The organism is Methylomonas sp. MgM2 (assembly GCF_054172045.1).
The window spans coordinates 106,144-122,385 of the sequence record NZ_JBSYXO010000002.1; the positions used below are offsets into that span (position 1 = coordinate 106,144).

Annotated in this window: 15 protein-coding genes; 8 read left to right on the plus strand and 7 right to left on the minus strand. The window is 52.6% G+C overall.

Annotated elements, in window-relative coordinates:
• Positions 1-2 precede the first annotated feature (2 nt).
• Both urtA and ACW73I_RS02185 read right to left on the minus strand, forming a co-directional pair.
• Complete coding sequence (urtA, locus tag ACW73I_RS02180; protein ID WP_458027568.1) at positions 3-1,304, minus strand: urea ABC transporter substrate-binding protein; 1,302 nt, start codon at positions 1,302-1,304, stop codon at positions 3-5.
• A gap of 23 nt (positions 1,305-1,327) precedes the next feature.
• On the minus strand, positions 1,328-2,494 hold the full coding sequence (locus ACW73I_RS02185) for a hypothetical protein (protein ID WP_458027770.1): 1,167 nt from the start codon (positions 2,492-2,494) through the stop codon (positions 1,328-1,330).
• Positions 2,495-2,741: 247 nt separating this feature from the next.
• Between ACW73I_RS02185 and ACW73I_RS02190 the strand changes: the two genes are divergently transcribed.
• The 5 genes from ACW73I_RS02190 to ACW73I_RS02210 all read left to right on the plus strand — a co-directional run bounded on the left by ACW73I_RS02190 (position 2,742) and on the right by ACW73I_RS02210 (position 9,690).
• Positions 2,742-3,506 (plus strand): hypothetical protein, encoded by a 765-nt coding sequence (locus ACW73I_RS02190; RefSeq protein ID WP_458027569.1) that lies wholly within the window; start codon positions 2,742-2,744, stop codon positions 3,504-3,506.
• 267 nt (positions 3,507-3,773) lie between these two features.
• Positions 3,774-4,319: an REP-associated tyrosine transposase gene (locus tag ACW73I_RS02195; RefSeq protein ID WP_458027570.1), complete on the plus strand. Its 546-nt coding sequence runs from the start codon at positions 3,774-3,776 to the stop codon at positions 4,317-4,319.
• Positions 4,320-4,397: 78 nt separating this feature from the next.
• The gene (locus tag ACW73I_RS02200; RefSeq protein ID WP_458027571.1) at positions 4,398-7,766 is read left to right on the plus strand and encodes a hybrid sensor histidine kinase/response regulator; all 3,369 of its coding nucleotides are present in this window, start codon (positions 4,398-4,400) and stop codon (positions 7,764-7,766) included.
• Positions 7,763-8,704: a response regulator gene (locus ACW73I_RS02205; protein WP_458027572.1), complete on the plus strand. Its 942-nt coding sequence runs from the start codon at positions 7,763-7,765 to the stop codon at positions 8,702-8,704. The genes ACW73I_RS02200 and ACW73I_RS02205 overlap by 4 nt, the downstream gene beginning before the upstream one ends.
• Before the next feature lie 191 nt (positions 8,705-8,895).
• A complete protein-coding gene (locus ACW73I_RS02210; protein WP_458027573.1) occupies positions 8,896-9,690 on the plus strand; it encodes a ParB/RepB/Spo0J family partition protein in 795 nt (264 codons plus the stop codon).
• 966 nt (positions 9,691-10,656) lie between these two features.
• Here the strand turns inward: ACW73I_RS02210 and ACW73I_RS02215 are convergent.
• From ACW73I_RS02215 to ACW73I_RS02235, 5 genes are all read right to left on the minus strand, one after another.
• A complete protein-coding gene (locus ACW73I_RS02215; RefSeq protein ID WP_458027574.1) occupies positions 10,657-11,265 on the minus strand; it encodes an alpha-ketoglutarate-dependent dioxygenase AlkB family protein in 609 nt (202 codons plus the stop codon).
• Positions 11,265-11,663 (minus strand): bacteriohemerythrin, encoded by a 399-nt coding sequence (locus tag ACW73I_RS02220; RefSeq protein ID WP_458027575.1) that lies wholly within the window; start codon positions 11,661-11,663, stop codon positions 11,265-11,267. Before ACW73I_RS02220 ends, ACW73I_RS02215 begins: the two co-directional genes overlap by 1 nt.
• Before the next feature lie 39 nt (positions 11,664-11,702).
• The gene (locus tag ACW73I_RS02225; protein WP_458027576.1) at positions 11,703-12,323 is read right to left on the minus strand and encodes a glutathione S-transferase family protein; all 621 of its coding nucleotides are present in this window, start codon (positions 12,321-12,323) and stop codon (positions 11,703-11,705) included.
• A complete protein-coding gene (locus ACW73I_RS02230) occupies positions 12,320-12,781 on the minus strand; it encodes an amine oxidase (protein WP_458027577.1) in 462 nt (153 codons plus the stop codon). The genes ACW73I_RS02225 and ACW73I_RS02230 overlap by 4 nt, the downstream gene beginning before the upstream one ends.
• A gap of 239 nt (positions 12,782-13,020) precedes the next feature.
• Positions 13,021-13,644, minus strand: a complete 624-nt coding sequence (locus ACW73I_RS02235; protein WP_458027578.1) for a DUF938 domain-containing protein — start codon at positions 13,642-13,644, stop codon at positions 13,021-13,023.
• Between the two features lie 50 nt (positions 13,645-13,694).
• Between ACW73I_RS02235 and ACW73I_RS02240 the strand changes: the two genes are divergently transcribed.
• The 3 genes from ACW73I_RS02240 to ACW73I_RS02250 all read left to right on the plus strand — a co-directional run bounded on the left by ACW73I_RS02240 (position 13,695) and on the right by ACW73I_RS02250 (position 16,196).
• Positions 13,695-14,822: a GNAT family N-acetyltransferase gene (locus tag ACW73I_RS02240; RefSeq protein ID WP_458027579.1), complete on the plus strand. Its 1,128-nt coding sequence runs from the start codon at positions 13,695-13,697 to the stop codon at positions 14,820-14,822.
• A gap of 436 nt (positions 14,823-15,258) precedes the next feature.
• The gene (locus ACW73I_RS02245; RefSeq protein ID WP_458027580.1) at positions 15,259-15,618 is read left to right on the plus strand and encodes a hypothetical protein; all 360 of its coding nucleotides are present in this window, start codon (positions 15,259-15,261) and stop codon (positions 15,616-15,618) included.
• A gap of 83 nt (positions 15,619-15,701) precedes the next feature.
• Positions 15,702-16,196, plus strand: a complete 495-nt coding sequence (locus ACW73I_RS02250) for a hypothetical protein (protein ID WP_458027581.1) — start codon at positions 15,702-15,704, stop codon at positions 16,194-16,196.
• Positions 16,197-16,242 lie beyond the last annotated feature (46 nt).

Below are 16,242 nucleotides of genomic sequence, written 5' to 3' on the forward strand. Positions count from 1 at the left end.
ACTTAGTAGTTTTGTCCCGAACACTTCTTGGTCGCGGTGTTGTAGTTGCCGCAATTGATGGGCGCGGTCCAGTCGGCGATGATGGGTTGGCTTTCCGGCAGATAATCCGACCAGGCGTCGCCCGGCACCACTTTATTGGTTTGCCAAACCGTGGCGAACTGGCCGTCGTCCTGAATTTCGCCGATCAACACCGGTTTGGTGATGTGGTGATTAGGCAGCATCTTGGCGGTACCGCCGGTCAGGTTGGGGAACTCCACGCCGATCAAGGCTTTTTGCACCGCTTCTGGATCGGTGGTGCCGGCTTTCTCGACGGCTTTCACCCACATGTTGAAGCCGATGTAATGCGCTTCCATCGGGTCGTTGGTGACTCGTTTCGGATTCTTGATGAAATCGTGCCATTCCTTGATGAAAGCGGCATTTTTAGTCGTGTCGACGCTCATGAAATAGTTCCATGCCGCCAAGTGGCCGACCAAAGGTTTGGTGTCCATGCCGGACAGTTCTTCCTCGCCGACCGAAAAGGCCACGACCGGAATATCCTCCGCCGATAGGCCCTGGTTGCCCAATTCTTTATAGAAAGGCACGTTGGCGTCGCCGTTGATGGTGGATACCACCGCGGTTTTCTTGCCGGAAGAACCGAATTTCTTGATTTCGGCCACGATGCTTTGCCAGTCGGAATGGCCGAACGGGGTGTAGTTGATCATGATGTCTTCGTCCTTGACGCCCTTGGATTTCAGGTACGCTTCCAGGATTTTGTTGGTGGTGCGCGGATAGACGTAGTCGGTGCCGGCCAGTACCCAGCGCTCGGTTTTCAGGTCGTTCATCAGATAATCGACCGCCGGAATCGCCTGCTGGTTGGGCGCGGCGCCGGTGTAAAACACGTTTTTAGAGGATTCTTCGCCCTCGTATTGCACCGGGTAAAACAGGATGCCGTTCAATTCCTCGACCACCGGCAGCACCGATTTGCGCGACACGGAAGTCCAGCAGCCGAAGATGGCCGCGACTTTGTCTTTGGTCAAGAGTTCGCGGGCCTTTTCGGCAAACAGCGGCCAGTTGGAGGCCGGGTCCACTACGACGGCTTCCAGTTTCTTGCCGAGCAGGCCGCCTTTTTTGTTCTGTTCGTCGATCAGCATCAGCATGGTGTCTTTCAGCGTGGTTTCGCTGATCGCCATGGTGCCGGACAAGGAGTGCAGCACGCCGACCTTGATGGTGCCTTCCTCGGCTCTGGCCGTCGAAGCGAACAGCATGGAGGTCAGGGCCGCGCCCAGCGCCAGTTTACGTAGGGGATTTTGCAATAAATTCATCATGATTCCTCGTTGTGGATAGAACATTAGATTTGCCATTGAAAGCCGACCAAGAACTGACTGACGTCCGCTCCGGTTGCGTCCGATTTGTAATTAAGGCCTTTGGTGATATGGTCTCCGTATTGGTAGCTCAAAGAAATTCTGGCGTTGTGGCCGTCGATGACGTAGTTGACTCCGGCTTCGTATAGATCGCGGGTACTGCTGGTGGTGGGATCGACGTTGACGTAGCGTAGATAGGGTTGAAATTGGCCTATCCAGACTTTGTCCGGAAACAGATACATGCCGCTGACATCGAAGGCATTGCCTTCGAACACATCGAAGCCGCCGCCGGCATCGCGCGAGGCTTGGCTGTAGCCATCGGAAACGCCGTAGTTTTTGTATTCGCCGTTAAAGGTGACGACGCCGGAATTCGACAATACTTTTTCCAACAGAACGTCGACCGAGGTGCCGCGAAAGTTTCCGGGATCTTCCACGGTGCCGGCGCCGTCTTCCTGGTATTGGTTGGCAACCGCCACGGTCAGAATATCGCCGCCCTTGCCGTAATAGGTGCCCGAGGTGTAGTAGCCCGGATTTTTCTCCACTTCCCAAAAGTTGTAAGAGATACGTTGGGCGTAAAGAATGTTGTCGTCGTAGTTGGCGCCGTTGCGCAAACCGCGGAAGAAGCCGACCGCATATTGGAAGCGGCCGTCGAACGCCGCGCCCCAGAACGTGGCGCCGTCGTCGCGGCCGAAAGAACCGGCTGAGGTACCGTCCGATTTGATCACGAGGTTGTAATCGGACGGCTCGAAAGGCGTGCCGGAAAAAATGTTGTAGACGGAGCTGTAGAAAGGGCCGTTCATCTCCCGGCGCTCGGCAGGCACCAGCATGCGGCCCACCCACAAGTTGACGTAGGGGTTGAATTCGAATTTGCCTATCGCGTCCAGAACCCTGACTTCGCCGCCGTTGTTACAAGTCTGGCAATCGGTGTTGAATTCGATTTTTAAGTATTTGTGTATCTGGCCGTTTACGTACAAACGCATGTTGTCCAGACTAAAATCATTGCTCCAGGTGCTGCCGTCGGTACCGGCCCCGCTTTCCGTGGCTCGAAAGCTCGTGCGCAAACCGGCGCCTATGCTGATCCATTTGGTATCGTCGATTTTAAAAGTCGCACCGGCTTCGGAATTGCTTGCGTACCCAAGCATCAATGCCGCCATGGTCGTGCTTGCCCAAATTCGGCTATGTTTATTGCTTCTGATGTAATTGAGCCCACTCATCGGAACATTCCCCCAATAGAATTGAAACGGCAATCGCGGGAGGCGATTGTTTTTACTTCGGGGAAGATTTTTTCAAGGACCGGGTGCCGTCCACAATCGGGTGAATGACTGATCAGTCATTTGACGTATGGCTGAAAATCAACGGCTTACGTACAGTTTCTATCCAAACGGCAAGAGGAAAATCGACATGTATGCATTAAAACCATTAGCGAGATACTGGCCCTTGTTATGGGCCATATGGGTTCCCGTAATTTACGCCGGCACCGTTCCCGACCCGGGCGAGGTCAGTGCGATTGAAGTCCGGATAGAGCCCGATAATCTGGAGCAGTTCGGCTTCGATTTGTCCGCGATCGACCTGGCCGACCGAGTCCGCCTGAACCTGGCCGAATGGAATTACCCGCTGCCGGACAAAGGCCCATACAGCCATCAACTGCAAGTCAATATCGGTGAAATCGTGCACAGCGAGACGCCGGTTGGCTTTTCCTTCTCCAGCGGCAACTCCAATCCGAGGGCGCTGGACTTTCAGAAAGCCGACGTATTGCCGATTGAATGCGTGTTCGGGAAACAAGGCGGCGAAGATGTAATCGCCGAAAGCAAATCGACTTACAGCGCCCGCCCGTTTGCCAAAGGCCATGGCAGCGCCGAGATGACGGATAAGCTGATCGATCTGATCAGCACCACCTGTTTCAATTTGCTGGAAGAATTGCCCAAGCACCAGCCAAATCCGCAAACGAGCACCACAACCTTCGAACCGAAATGGATGCCGGACGTACGGGTGGAAGTGAAAGAGACACCGGTTGTAAAAGAAACGCCGGCTGTGCCGGGGACACCGGTACAGGGAACGGACAAAACCGAATCGAAGACCGAAACCGGCGGTGAAGTGACGAAAGAGATCATTATTCATAACCAGGGCACGCCGTTGATTTTTAAATTCGGGCATGACAGGTTGTGAGATGGTGTCGCTGGCGCGACGGGTTATTTGGGAGTCGGATTCACGAAACACATCCATGTGTTTCGCCCCACGGGTGCTCGGCGCGGCATAAGGGTATAAATTCACATTGCCGCAGGAACGACGTGAAAGTCTGGATATTATCTGACCTATAATTTTATGTTGGTAAATGTCGAATTGAATTAAGGAACCGCCGATGCAGACAGTTGTAGGGTGGGCACGATCTATCGTGCCCACGCGGATAATTGTTTGATGTAAAACTACGAAAAAATGTCTCGATACCGCCGCTCACAAACCGCCGGAGCAAGTTATTTTTTCACGTTAATCAGCTACCGGCGTCAAACAATCTTGTGCGACGAGTCGGTACGCGAAGCCTTGCGCTCTGCGATTGAAAAAGTACGGGCGAAACACCCTTTTACGATCGACGCTTGGGTGCTGCTACCGGATCATTTGCATTGCATTTGGACATTGCCGCAGGGCGACGCGGATTTTGCGATGCGCTGGGGAATTATTAAGCGGCAGGTTAGCGTCGCCTGTCGGGATAGCCATAGGAAGGAAGCATTGCTCACGCCGTCGAAACAAAAACACCGCGAATCGACCCTCTGGCAACGCCGTTATTGGGAGCATCAAATCCGCGATGAAGGCGATTTTACCCGGCATATGGATTACATTCATTACAACCCGGTTAAACACGGTCATTGCCGGCGTGTTGAAGAGTGGCCGTATTCGACCTTTCACCGATATGTGCAACTAGGTGTTTATCCGGTGAATTGGGGCTATGACGGAATTGATGCGAATGTTAATGCCGGCGAATGATTTATTCCGCGTGGGCACGATGAATCGTGCCCACCCTACAACTGTCGGTCCGCGAACCGACACAACCATAGAAACCATGTGAACACCATCCGCCAACGTATTACCAAAATCCGCCGGGATTACAACGCTCTGGTCGCCAACGAGACCATGGAAGATTACGCGCTGCGTTACGCGCCGCGCAGTTTCCGCAAATGGAGCGAATTTCGGGTGGCGAACACCGCATTCGGCTCGACCTCGTTTCTGGTGTTGGAGGCCATAGGCGGTTTTCTGGCCATCAATTACGGGTTTACCAATGCCTGTTGGGCAATTTTGATCGTCGGCCTGGTGATTTTCGTCACCAGTTTTCCGATTACCTATTACGCCGCCACTTATCATATCGACATCGATTTACTGACCCGCGCCGCCGGTTTCGGTTATATCGGTTCCACGGTAACCTCGCTGATCTACGCCTCCTTTACCTTCACGCTGTTCGCGCTGGAAGCGTCCATCATGTCGCTGGCACTGGAGCTGTATTTTCAGATACCCATTGCCTATGCCCACGTGATTAGCGCGATCACGGTGATTCCGCTGGTGACCTTCGGCATCACCACGATCAGCCGGATGCAGTTATGGACCCAGCCGGTTTGGCTGGTTCTGTTGATCGCGCCCTATATCGCCGTGGCCAATGCCGAACCCGAAGCGATGATGACGGTCAGCACCTATTTCTGGATTGCCGGCAGCGGGCAGGACTTCGATTGGCTGTTGTTCGGCAGCGCTACCACCGTGGCATTTTCCATGGTGGCGCAGATCGGAGAGCAAGTCGATTTTCTGCGGTTCTTGCCGGACAAAGACCACACAAACAAAAAACGCTGGTGGATAGCCATGCTGACGGCGGGCCCCGGCTGGATAGGTTTCGGCATCCTGCGCCAGTTGGCCGGGGCATTGTTGGCGCATTTGGCGATACGCCACGGCATCGATCCCGGCCATGCCCACGAGCCGACCCAGATGTACCTCGTGGCCTATAACGAGCTGTTCGACGATCCGCGCTGGGCGCTGGCCGCCACGACGCTGTTCGTGGTGTTGAGCCAGCTCAAGATCAACGTGACCAATGCCTATGCCGGCTCGCTGGCCTGGTCCAATTTTTTTTCCAGGCTGACTCATAGCCATCCCGGCCGGGTGGTCTGGCTGTTGTTCAACGTATTGATCGCATTGCTGTTGATGGAGTTCGGCGTGTTCGGTGCGTTGGAAAAGGTGCTCGGGCTTTTTTCCAACATGTCTATCGCCTGGATCAGCGCGGTGGCGGCGGAATTGATGATCAACAAACCCTTGGGATTGAGTCCCAAGGAAATCGAATTCAAACGGGCCTACCTGTCCGATTTGAATCCGGTCGGCATCATCGCCACCTTCGCGGCCTCGCTGGTTTCGATACTGGCATACGTGGGGCTGTTCGGCGACTATTTGCAGGCATTCTCGGCGTTTATCGCGCTCGGCCTGTCGTTTCTGCTGGTTCCGCTGCTGGCCTGGCTGTGCTGCGGCGAGCATTATTTGGCGCGCGACCGCAGCTTGCATAACCATAGCGCCGGCGAAACCTGTTCGATTTGCGAAAATGCCTTCGAACACGAGGATATCGCGTACTGTCCGGCATACGGCGGCAGCATTTGTTCGTTGTGCTGCACGCTGGACGCGCGCTGCCTGGATTCATGCAAGGTCGGATTCAGATTGGACGATTATCTGGGGCGCCTGGCCGAGCGCTTCATTCCGTATTTTTCCGGTATCTCGGCGCGCCTGCGCCTGATACGCTTCGGCTTGACCTTTGTGTTTTTGGCCTCGCTAACCGGCATTTTCATCAGCATCATTTATTACCAGGACCTTCTGAACGCCAAGCAGAACTCGCTGGCTTTCTCGCTGTTGGTCAATAATTTTCTGAAAATCTATGCGTCGCTGCTGGTATTCATCGGTCTATGCACCTGGTGGCTGACCTTGAATTCGGAGACGCGCAAGGTCGCGCATGAGGAAACCGCCAAACAAACGCAGCTGTTGCTTCAGGAAATCGACGACCACAAAAAAACCGACTTGAAACTGCAGGAGGCCAGAAAAATGGCGGACGCGGCCAATCAGGCCAAGAGCCGCTTCCTGAGCAATATGAGCCACGAAATCCGTTCGCCGCTGAACAGCATTCTCGGCTACGCGCATATCTTGCAGCAAGACTCCGACATTCCGGCGCACCGCAGGCAAGCGGTCGATACGTTGAAACGCAGCGGCGAGCATTTATGTTCGCTGATCGAAGACATCCTCGATATCGCCCGTATCGAGGCGCGCAAATTCGAGTTCAAGCAGCAACCGATTGAGTTTCCCGAATTCATTCAGCATTTGGCGCATTTGTATAAGGCGGAAGCCGAAGACAAAGGCTTGAGTTTCAGTTGCCAGATCAGCAGTTCGCTGCCGAAGCGGGTGCGCGGCGACGAAAAGCGCGTCGGCCAGATATTGATGAATTTGCTGGGCAATGCGGTCAAGTTCACCGGCGAGGGCGGCATCGTGTTCCGGGTAGCCTATGCCTCCGGCGTCGCCAATTTTCAAATCATCGATACCGGCAGCGGCGTCGACCAGCAGGAGCAGCACAACATATTCCAGCCGTTTACCCGACTGGAAAACCCGAGCGGAAACGCCGCGACCGGCTGCGGGCTGGGTTTGACGATCAGTAAAATCCTGACCGAAATGATGGGCGGCGAGCTGACGCTGCAAAGCATGCCGGGCCAAGGCTCCACCTTCGGCGTGCGCTTGCTGCTGCCCAGTCTCAGCGCGGATAGCGAGATCGAGCCGCAAGCCCCCATCATAGGCTACGACGGGCGCCGCCGCCGCATTTTAGTGGTGGACGACCAGCGCGAGCACCGCGAGTTGTTGCTGTCGCTGTTGGAGCCTTTGGGTTTTCATCTGAGCGAAGCGGATTCCGGCGAGGATTGTTTGCACAAGGTAACGGAACTGAATCCGGATCTGATCTTGCTGGACATTACGATGACCGGCATCAACGGCATCGAAACCGCGATGCGGCTCAGGGAAAGCGGCTTCGACGCGCCTGTACTGGTCCTGAGCGCGAACGCCTATACCGAGGATCAGAACGCCGCATTGAGCGCCGGTTGCGACGATTTTCTGGCCAAGCCGATCAACGTGACGGAACTGATGCAGAAACTGAAACTCTATTTAGCGTTAAACTGGCAACACCGGGATTTGGTTTCGGCCGAGGCGGCGGAACAACAACCGGATCGTCCACCACAGGAGCTGTTACGGCAATGTATAGATCACGTCCGCATCGGGGATTTATTGGGTCTGAAAAAAGAGTTGACCCGATTAAGCGCCGCTCAACCGCAATACAATGCTTATTTCGCCAAGCTGGCACACCTGGCGGAGCAATTTCGGATAGGTGAAATCAGGGCGCTATTAAGGATGAACGGACCGAAGGGGAAAGCATGATGGATATGTCGACCAATGGCACAGTACTGATCGTAGACGATACGCCGGGCAATCTGGCATTGCTGTCGGATACCTTATCCGAAGCCAACTATCGGGTGCTGGTCGCTACCGACGGCCAGTCGGCGCTGGAGCAGATTCAATACGTCAAACCCGATATCATCCTGCTGGACGTCATGATGCCCGGAATAGACGGCTTCGAGACTTGCAGACGGTTGAAAACAAATCCAGACACCCAATCTATTCCGGTTCTGTTCATGACAGGCTTGGGCGAACTCGACGATTTGCTGCGCGGCTTCGGCGAAGGCGCGTTGGATTACATCGTCAAACCGATACGGCCGCCCGAAGTATTGGCGCGGGTCGAGGTGCACCTCGGTCAAACCCGCACTTTGCTCAGGGCCGAGCGGCTGCTGGCCGATAGCGAATTCGCCGCGCTTGCAGCGGATGCCGCGGGACGCATCGTCTGGTTGACGCCGGCCGGTGCTTGCTGGTTACACGAATTCGGCTTGTTGCAAGCATCGGAAAGCCGATACGGTGTCGGCGATTTGCTGCCGACAGCCATCTTGGATTGGTTCCGGCTGTGGCAGGATCGTCGGAATTGCCTTGCCGACGACAAGGCAAACGAACACGATTTGGCGCAAGGGTTCGGCTTCGTCATCAGTCCTTGCGAACAGCCCGATCAATTCATTCTGCAGTTACAAAGGAAGGACGCGGAAGAAGCCGACAGTCATCAATATATACGGGAAAAACTCAAACTCACCAACCGCGAAGCCGAAATTCTGATGTGGATCGCCCGCGGTAAGACCAACAAGGAAATCGGCTTGATCCTGAATACCAGCCCTAGAACGGTCAACAAGCACTTGGAGCACGTGTTCGAAAAGCTCGGCGTATCGACCCGCTCCGCGGCGGTTGCGATGGCTTTTAAAACCGTAAATCCCTAAGGGGCCAAATTGCGGATAGCTCGCGATCCCTCCGCTAGCAGGGGGCGTATTGGAGATCCGAATTTTTCACGCTTTGAATAGTACTGTTCGAATTGGTTTTCAGACTGTTGCCTATATTCAGTTCAATAGCGCCGGTTTATTTGGTTATCATAATGAATTATGAATATTAATCATCCGAACGAGGACGTTCCATGCTGGCAACCAAACGGTACGAATATTTACCCATTGAACAGATAGAGTTCCATCATACTCTGACCAATCACAGAGAGTTGGATCGCGGCAAAGTCGCCCATCTCGAAAAGGATATTCTGACCAATGGCTTATTCGAACCGCTCGTCGTGTGGGAACGCAACAACGGAGAATATTATTTGGTGGGCGGTTTTCATCGGATGGAAGCCATTCAGGGCATTCGTCAATACAATCCGGGCTATTTTGACCGGGTAGACGTTAGGATCGTGGCCGGCGACCCGGATGAAATCAAGGCGCTGAATCTGAAATTGAACTCGGACCGGGTCGATACCCGCATCACGGATTATTTTCAAACGGTGATTTATCTAAACAATGCGAACTGGGATAAGGAGCGCATCGCGGAATTCTTCGACAAAAGCGTAAGCTGGATAGACGACATCGTTCGCTATGCGCCGCTGACTTCTGAACGCATGCGCGAAAAATTGACCAACGGCGAGTTGTCGTGGAACAAAGCCAAGGAAATACTTCGCAAGGCCTTGCAGGGTCCTCCGGGAAACGAGAAGCGGATTATAGAAGACGAGTTGGCCAAACCCGCTCGTCCCGTGTCAAAGCCGTTGCCGTTTCAAAAAACCCTCAAGCGCCTGTCGGTTTCGATGAAAGATTCACCATCGCAAACTTTTAAAGTAAACAGCGCGGATTTGTACTCGCTGTTGCTAACTTTGCGGGGTAAGAACGTCGGCCAAGAGGATATAGATCGAGTCCGAAAGGCGTTCCCGGTTTTGTGGGATGAGGAATAACATGCATCCAAACCCAAGCAAATGGGAGTAAATGAAGACTGCCGGGTTTAAAGCTCGAACCGCCTTTAATTTTTGCTTATCGGCGGACGATAAAGTTTGGCCCGATAAGCTTACAAACAAAAAAAGCCCCCACCCGAGCAAAGGTGGGGGCCGTAGAGTGTCGTCTTAACAACGAGGAGGCACAGAAAATCAGACTCGCATGGGCTTAGGCTTGAGCGCCAGCGTTTTACTCGTCAAGTAAGCAACGCCTGCTAAGGTCGCCGAATAAATGAATTCGCCCGTTACGAAATTCAAAACGCCTGCGGTAAGGAATAAATTGGTGACTAGGCAGTTTGTTAGTGTGCAAGGCTTCATCGTTAGCTCCTTATCCATCGAGATCGGTAAATTTTGAAGTCGATTTAACTGTAGTCCTTTGCCATTCAATTAACAATAACCCAAATAACGTATTTTTTATTTCCTTATCTGAAACAAAAACGGTATTGTAGATACCGGATTTTGGTGTAGGATGGCAGGATAATTAGAAGGGGCTCTAATAGGGCTAGGCCGCTTTTCGAAGCGGCATAAAAAAGCCCACATAAAGTGGGCTCCGTCCTGTGTTTTGTTTTTTATTGTTCTTTGTTGGACGCTTGCCGTAGCGGAACGACAGTTTAATGCAGCGCGTTTTTTATAGTTGTTTTACCAGTTAACTGGCCGCTTTCCTTCCTCCTCTTTTTAATGATCATCATCCTTTCGAACTCTGATCTACCTCGCTTAAGGTGGGGGCATTCTAAAAGATAAAAATTCGTTTGTCTACAAAAACTGCGACATTTTGTCGCAATATTTTGGGTCGCTTGCGCCAAGACCAATAAACCCGAGGTCTGCAAAAGATCGAAAATGTAAATCGGCTTCAGATCGCGCTTATCTTAAAAAATCGGTTGGAGTACCTGGAAGCCGTCGTGCTAAGCAAATTATTCGAACGCTATGCATTCAATGATGCGCAGCGGTGGCCGCGCCCTCGATTTTGCCTCCCGCCGGATCGATGACTTCACGAAAGGTCAAATTAATCCTGGCCGCCGTAGTCGTATTGTCGGCGGGCACGCTGTGCTGCCAATGCCGTTGAAAACCGGGCCGCATCAGCAGCAAGCTGCCGGCCGGTAGAACCAAGCTTTCGCTTTCGTTGCCGTGTTTGCTTCGAATCCGGAAGGTTCGCGCCGCCCCGAAGCTCACCGAAGCAATGCAAGGCGATGAGCCTAACTCGGGTTCGTCATCGGCATGCCAGCCTACATAATCCTCCCCGTTTCGGTAATAGTTGACCAACACCGAATTAAAGGGCTGATTCAATGCGTCTTCGACCTTAAGCCTTATTTCCGACAGAACCTTCGTCCAAGGCCGGGTGACCAGTAAATTATTGCTGTAACTGTATCGAATGCCGGCGTCGGCATGCCAGGTTTGCAAACGCGGCAGTACGAACAGGCGGCCGCCGTACTCGTAGCGATTGTCCGGCCAATCATGCTGCTGCAAAAAATACTGCAACAAACGCTCGGACTGATCGGTATCGTAAAACCCTTCGATCAGTTCCAGCTCGGCGCAGTGCATCAAGCGGTCCGGCCAAGGGCGCGCAAATGCGCCGCCAGCGCGCTATCCATGGTTGTCGTGTGCAACAGAAACCATTGCGGCAAACGCTCGCGCACGAAAGCCCGGCCAAAATCGATCATGCCTTTGTCGACTCGGGTCTTAAACTGCTTGAACTCGCCTAGTACCCGCACGTGCTCGCCTTTGTGCTCGGTCTCCGCCGGAAATTGATAATCCGCCATCAACTGGTTTTCCATCGCGAAATGATGTTCGGTATGCTCGAACAATTGCCGGAACAAGGCCGGAAAATCGGCATTGTCGGCGCCGTCCAGTTGGTTGAGTAATGAAACGAACTCTTGGTGGTCGCTATCGATCGCCGGATAACCCACCAAGTTTAAAGAGGCTGCATCTATTAATGCCATGCGCATTGCACCTAATAAAACACTCAAGAAATGCGGATTTTAATCCAGCCGGTATCCTTCTTCCATCAGTACTCGCTTGACCACGGGCCGCGAACACATCAGGCGGTAGTGCGCCAGGCAGTTTTCCGGCAAAACGATGCCCGATTTATCGGCCCAAAACTCGACGTAAAACAAGGCCGCGTCGGCGATGCCGAAGGCGCCCAAGGCATAGCCTTGAGCCGGCAATTGTTTGTTCAAGACCTCGAAGCTCTCGCGAACGATTTCTTGCCCTCGGGCTTTGACCGCATCGTAATCCGCCGGGTTAGGCGTGAATTTATCCGTGGTAAAAATACGGGCGTAGCCTTGCCCGTGCACCGTGGCCGTCACGTAAGCGATCAGTTCGATCGCCCTGGCCTCGCCGCCGGCGTTATCGGGCAGTAAACCGGCTTTGGGATAACGCCGCGCCAGCCACCAGGCTATCGCCGAAAACTCGGTCAGCGCGCTGCCGTCGTCCAGCTGCAGCACCGGAATCGTGCCTTTCGGGTTGACGGCCAGATAGTCCGCGCGGTGCTGGTCGCCGGCCAGCAGGTTGACGATATGGGCTTCGAATACCAGTTCCAGTTCTTCCAATAGGATGTGTATGCCGGTCGAGCAGGAACCGGGCGTCATATAAAATTTCATCGGCATTCCATAAAATAGTCGTTGGCGGCCAGCGCGAACTCGCGCCATAGGCCGGCGATGTCGCGCTTCACGGCATCGATGTAGTCGTCGCTGGGTTTGTGTTCGTCCGGAAAGTTGGACAAGGCGCAGGAAGTGCGGTGCTTGTCGACGGCAAATAGCAAGAATTCGTCGATGAAACCGTCGAAAATCGGCAAGGTTTGCCGGGTCAGGGCCGACATGCCGCGTTCGGCGCCGACGGATCCTTCCGTGAAAGTCAGATTTTTCAGATATTCGAGCGCCGCTTCGTAGGTTTCGGACAATACCGCCACGACGTTGCGCTGAAAGCAGCCGTCCCATTGCTGCTGCGACAAATCCCGAGCCAGGCATTGCTGGTAACGGCTTCTCATCAAGGATTTAGATTCGGCGAGATAGGCCTGGAACTGCTCTAGACTGTCGTTGTTGGTTTGCGCTGCCGGCATGACGGGTTCCGTCGTTACAAACTCGGAACATTATTCAATATCGGGGCCAAATTTGCCTGGAGTCGCTCACCTATTCGTTACGCACCAACCGGTTCACACTGAAGCGGTGATAAAGTATTTCAATATCAACGGTTTCAGCGGCGGAAGTTGATATTGGACGCTTCGGCTGCAACCGCGAAGCCCGAATCAATATTCAGCCATCGCTTGTCGCGAATGCGACAAATCCATTTTCTTGTCGGTTAGGTAACCGAATTGGCTGGGTCTATCCGGCGCTTGAACACCAGCAAACGGTTATTGGCCGGCATCGCATGATCCGCCTGCAAGATCAAGCCGATTTCTTCGGCCAAGGCCGCCACATCTTCGAAGTGCTTGATGCCACTCAAAGGATCGCGCGCTTTCAACCAATCATCGAAACGGGCATTGCTGTCGCTGGTGTAATGGCCGGCGTAATTGAACGGGCCGTAGATGCAAACCGACGCGTCGGCGTTCAAAACATCGGCCAGCTTGTCGAACAAGGTCGCCACCTCGTCCCGACTCATCATGTGCAGGGTATTGGCGGTAAACACGGCCTCGATGCAGCGGCACGGCCAATCCCGATCGTTGACGTCCAGCGCCAACGGCAGCTTCAGATTGGGCAAGCCCGCGTCTTCCACCCAGGTTCGGATCCCTGCGATGTTTTCCGCGCGGTCGCTGGGCTGCCATTGCAGATGCGGCATTTGCCCGGCAAAATAACAAGCGTGCTGGCCGGTGCCGCTGCCTATCTCGAACACGGTTTGCGGCGCACGAAACACCTCCTTCAGAATCGCCAGGATCGGCGCCTTGTTATTTTCGCAGGCTTGGGAAAAAGGTTTTTGTATCGTCATTCAGGTACGCCGGTTGCTATTTCGACGTTTTAACTTTAACGTGATTCGCCATGGAATTGAAAGCCGTCCATCGCATCGGCCAAATAAACGCCGCCGACTGGAACCGCCTGGCCGGTTCCGATTACCCCTTTTTGCGCCACGAGTTCCTGGCGGCCTTGGAGCACAGCGGCTCGGTCTGCGAGGCCACGGGCTGGCAGCCCGGGCATTTGCAGGTAAATGACAAGGGCCGCTTGATCGCCGCGATGCCGCTATACCAAAAGCAGCATTCCTGGGGCGAATACGTGTTCGACCAACAATGGGCCCAAGCTTACCAATACCACGGTTTGAACTATTACCCCAAATGGCTGACGGCCGTGCCGTTTACGCCGTGCCAAGGCCCGCGCTTGTTGATGGCGCCGGGCGCCGACCGTCCCGCAATCCTGGCACTGCTGTTGGATTTCATTCGCGCCCGAACCGATATTTCCTCATGGCACTGTTTGTTTCCGGAACCCGCGTTGTTATCCGAGTTGCGCGACTCGGGCTTGCTGATCCGCAGCGACGTACAGTTTCAGTGGTTCAACCGCGGCTACCGGGATTTCGACGATTACTTGCAAACATTAAGCGCGTCCAAACGCAAAATGGTCAAGCGCGAACGACGCAGGGTCACCGAGCAAGGCATAGAGATGCGACGCGTTGCCGGTAATGATATCAGTCAAGAACAATGGCAAGCGTTTTACCGCTTTTATGCGATGACCTATTTAAAACGGCGCAGCCAGCCGTATTTGACCGAGGCGTTTTTCCGGCAAATCGCGGCCGACATGCCGGAACGCTGCCTGTTGGTATTGGCGGTCAAAGACGGAACATACGTCGGCGCGGCCCTGAGTTTCGTCGGCAGCCGGAGCCTGTACGGCCGCTACTGGGGCTGCTTCGAAGAATACAACGCCCTCCATTTCGAAGCCTGTTATTACCAAGGGCTGGAATACTGCATATCCCAAGGCTTGCAGCATTTCGATTCCGGCGCGCAGGGCGAACATAAAATCGCGCGCGGCTTCGAGCCGGTCTTGACTCATTCGGCCCATTGGATCAAAGACCCGCGTTTCGCGAGGGTCATCGCCGATTTCGTCGAACGGGAAAAATCCCACGTGCAGCAATATCGAGACAGTGCGGCTGACTATTTGCCGTTTAAAAAGCCCGGCTAGGCTTATAGCGGCTTCCAGGATAATAAAATCAATCGGGAAACGAGCTCACACCTTTGTCGGAGCAATTCAGCGTTTTTTGCCGGTTTCGATTGAAACGCAGAAAACCCAAGGTAACGCTGGGTAGCTTAATTTGCGTAAAAACTTAGTAAGCTCTATGCGCCGCAATCCGTATGTAACGAATAATGCTTTAACGTATCAAACGGCGCAAATCATTCGGAAGAATCGGTGATTTTGGGCTTAATATGACATAATTACCAGCCATACTCAGTTGCAGAGCAAAAGTGCGGGCAGCTTTGCCTGTTTTTCCGGCTAATATCAAGTTATCAGGGAAAATATGCCTGTTATCGAAAATATCAAGGCAAAAGTGCCTGAAAACCCGGTTAATATCAGGTTAACAGGGCAAATTTGCCTGCTATTCAATAGTTAGGTTTCGTGGATGAAAGCCAGGATATTAGCAAAGGATTCAGAAAAACAGGCATTTATAGAATACTTGTCCGATCGGAATGTATCCCTGATGTTCTTCTACGAAGAGGAATTGGGAGAGGGAGTTCTTCATGAAAAAGTTGGCGAATTCATAACTTTAGTTCGCCCCCCATACAATTACGGACAGCTCGAAAAGTGGCTCTATCTTGGCAATTGGCAAGCTATTTTTCCGGCCAACAAGGAATTTCAGCCTTTTAATACTTTCAAGACGAAAGGCTCAGAAATCGAGAAACGAATGAATGAAGCTAAAGTAACACTTATCATCGATTCGTTCCATGATGACATCGAGTGGAATGTTATTGAAAAAACCTAACCAGCCGCTTCACCCGACCAAAAACCGCTACGCGGTTTTAGTCGGGTGAGCTTGGCGTTAGCATTTTTATATGGAGTAAAACTTTGACCGAAAACTTCACCTATCTATGGAAAAACGAACAATGGAATCATAAAGTAGAATCAACAATCCATAATTCCCACCTACTAACATATGCAGCTAGTGATAAATTCTCCAAAAATGGAGTAACCGAAAACTCAACTGTTTTTATTGTTTCTGTATTTGGAGGGGTGTTATATCTAGGTGGATATATTCGTGTATTTAAAATACTTAATAGATCACAAGCATCCGAATATCTTGAGGTTAGTGAAAAAGACTTATGGAAAGCAAAGGAATATATTGTTGCCGAAAAAGGAAGTGAGCAAGTTTTTAAGTTTAATAATGTTGTGCCTGATACCATATCCCATAAAATAGAATTTTTTAAAGGTAAGGGGTTTGTTAATCCCGTTATCAAGTATGGAAAAATTGACGAACAAACTTTCCGTAATGTACGTCGTTTATATATAGGCGCTGAAAAGAAATTATATGATCAATTAATGCTAACTAGTGGGTCAACTTGATGCAATTCCGCTACGTTTCATTGCGCAAGTTACCCAAACGTTATGT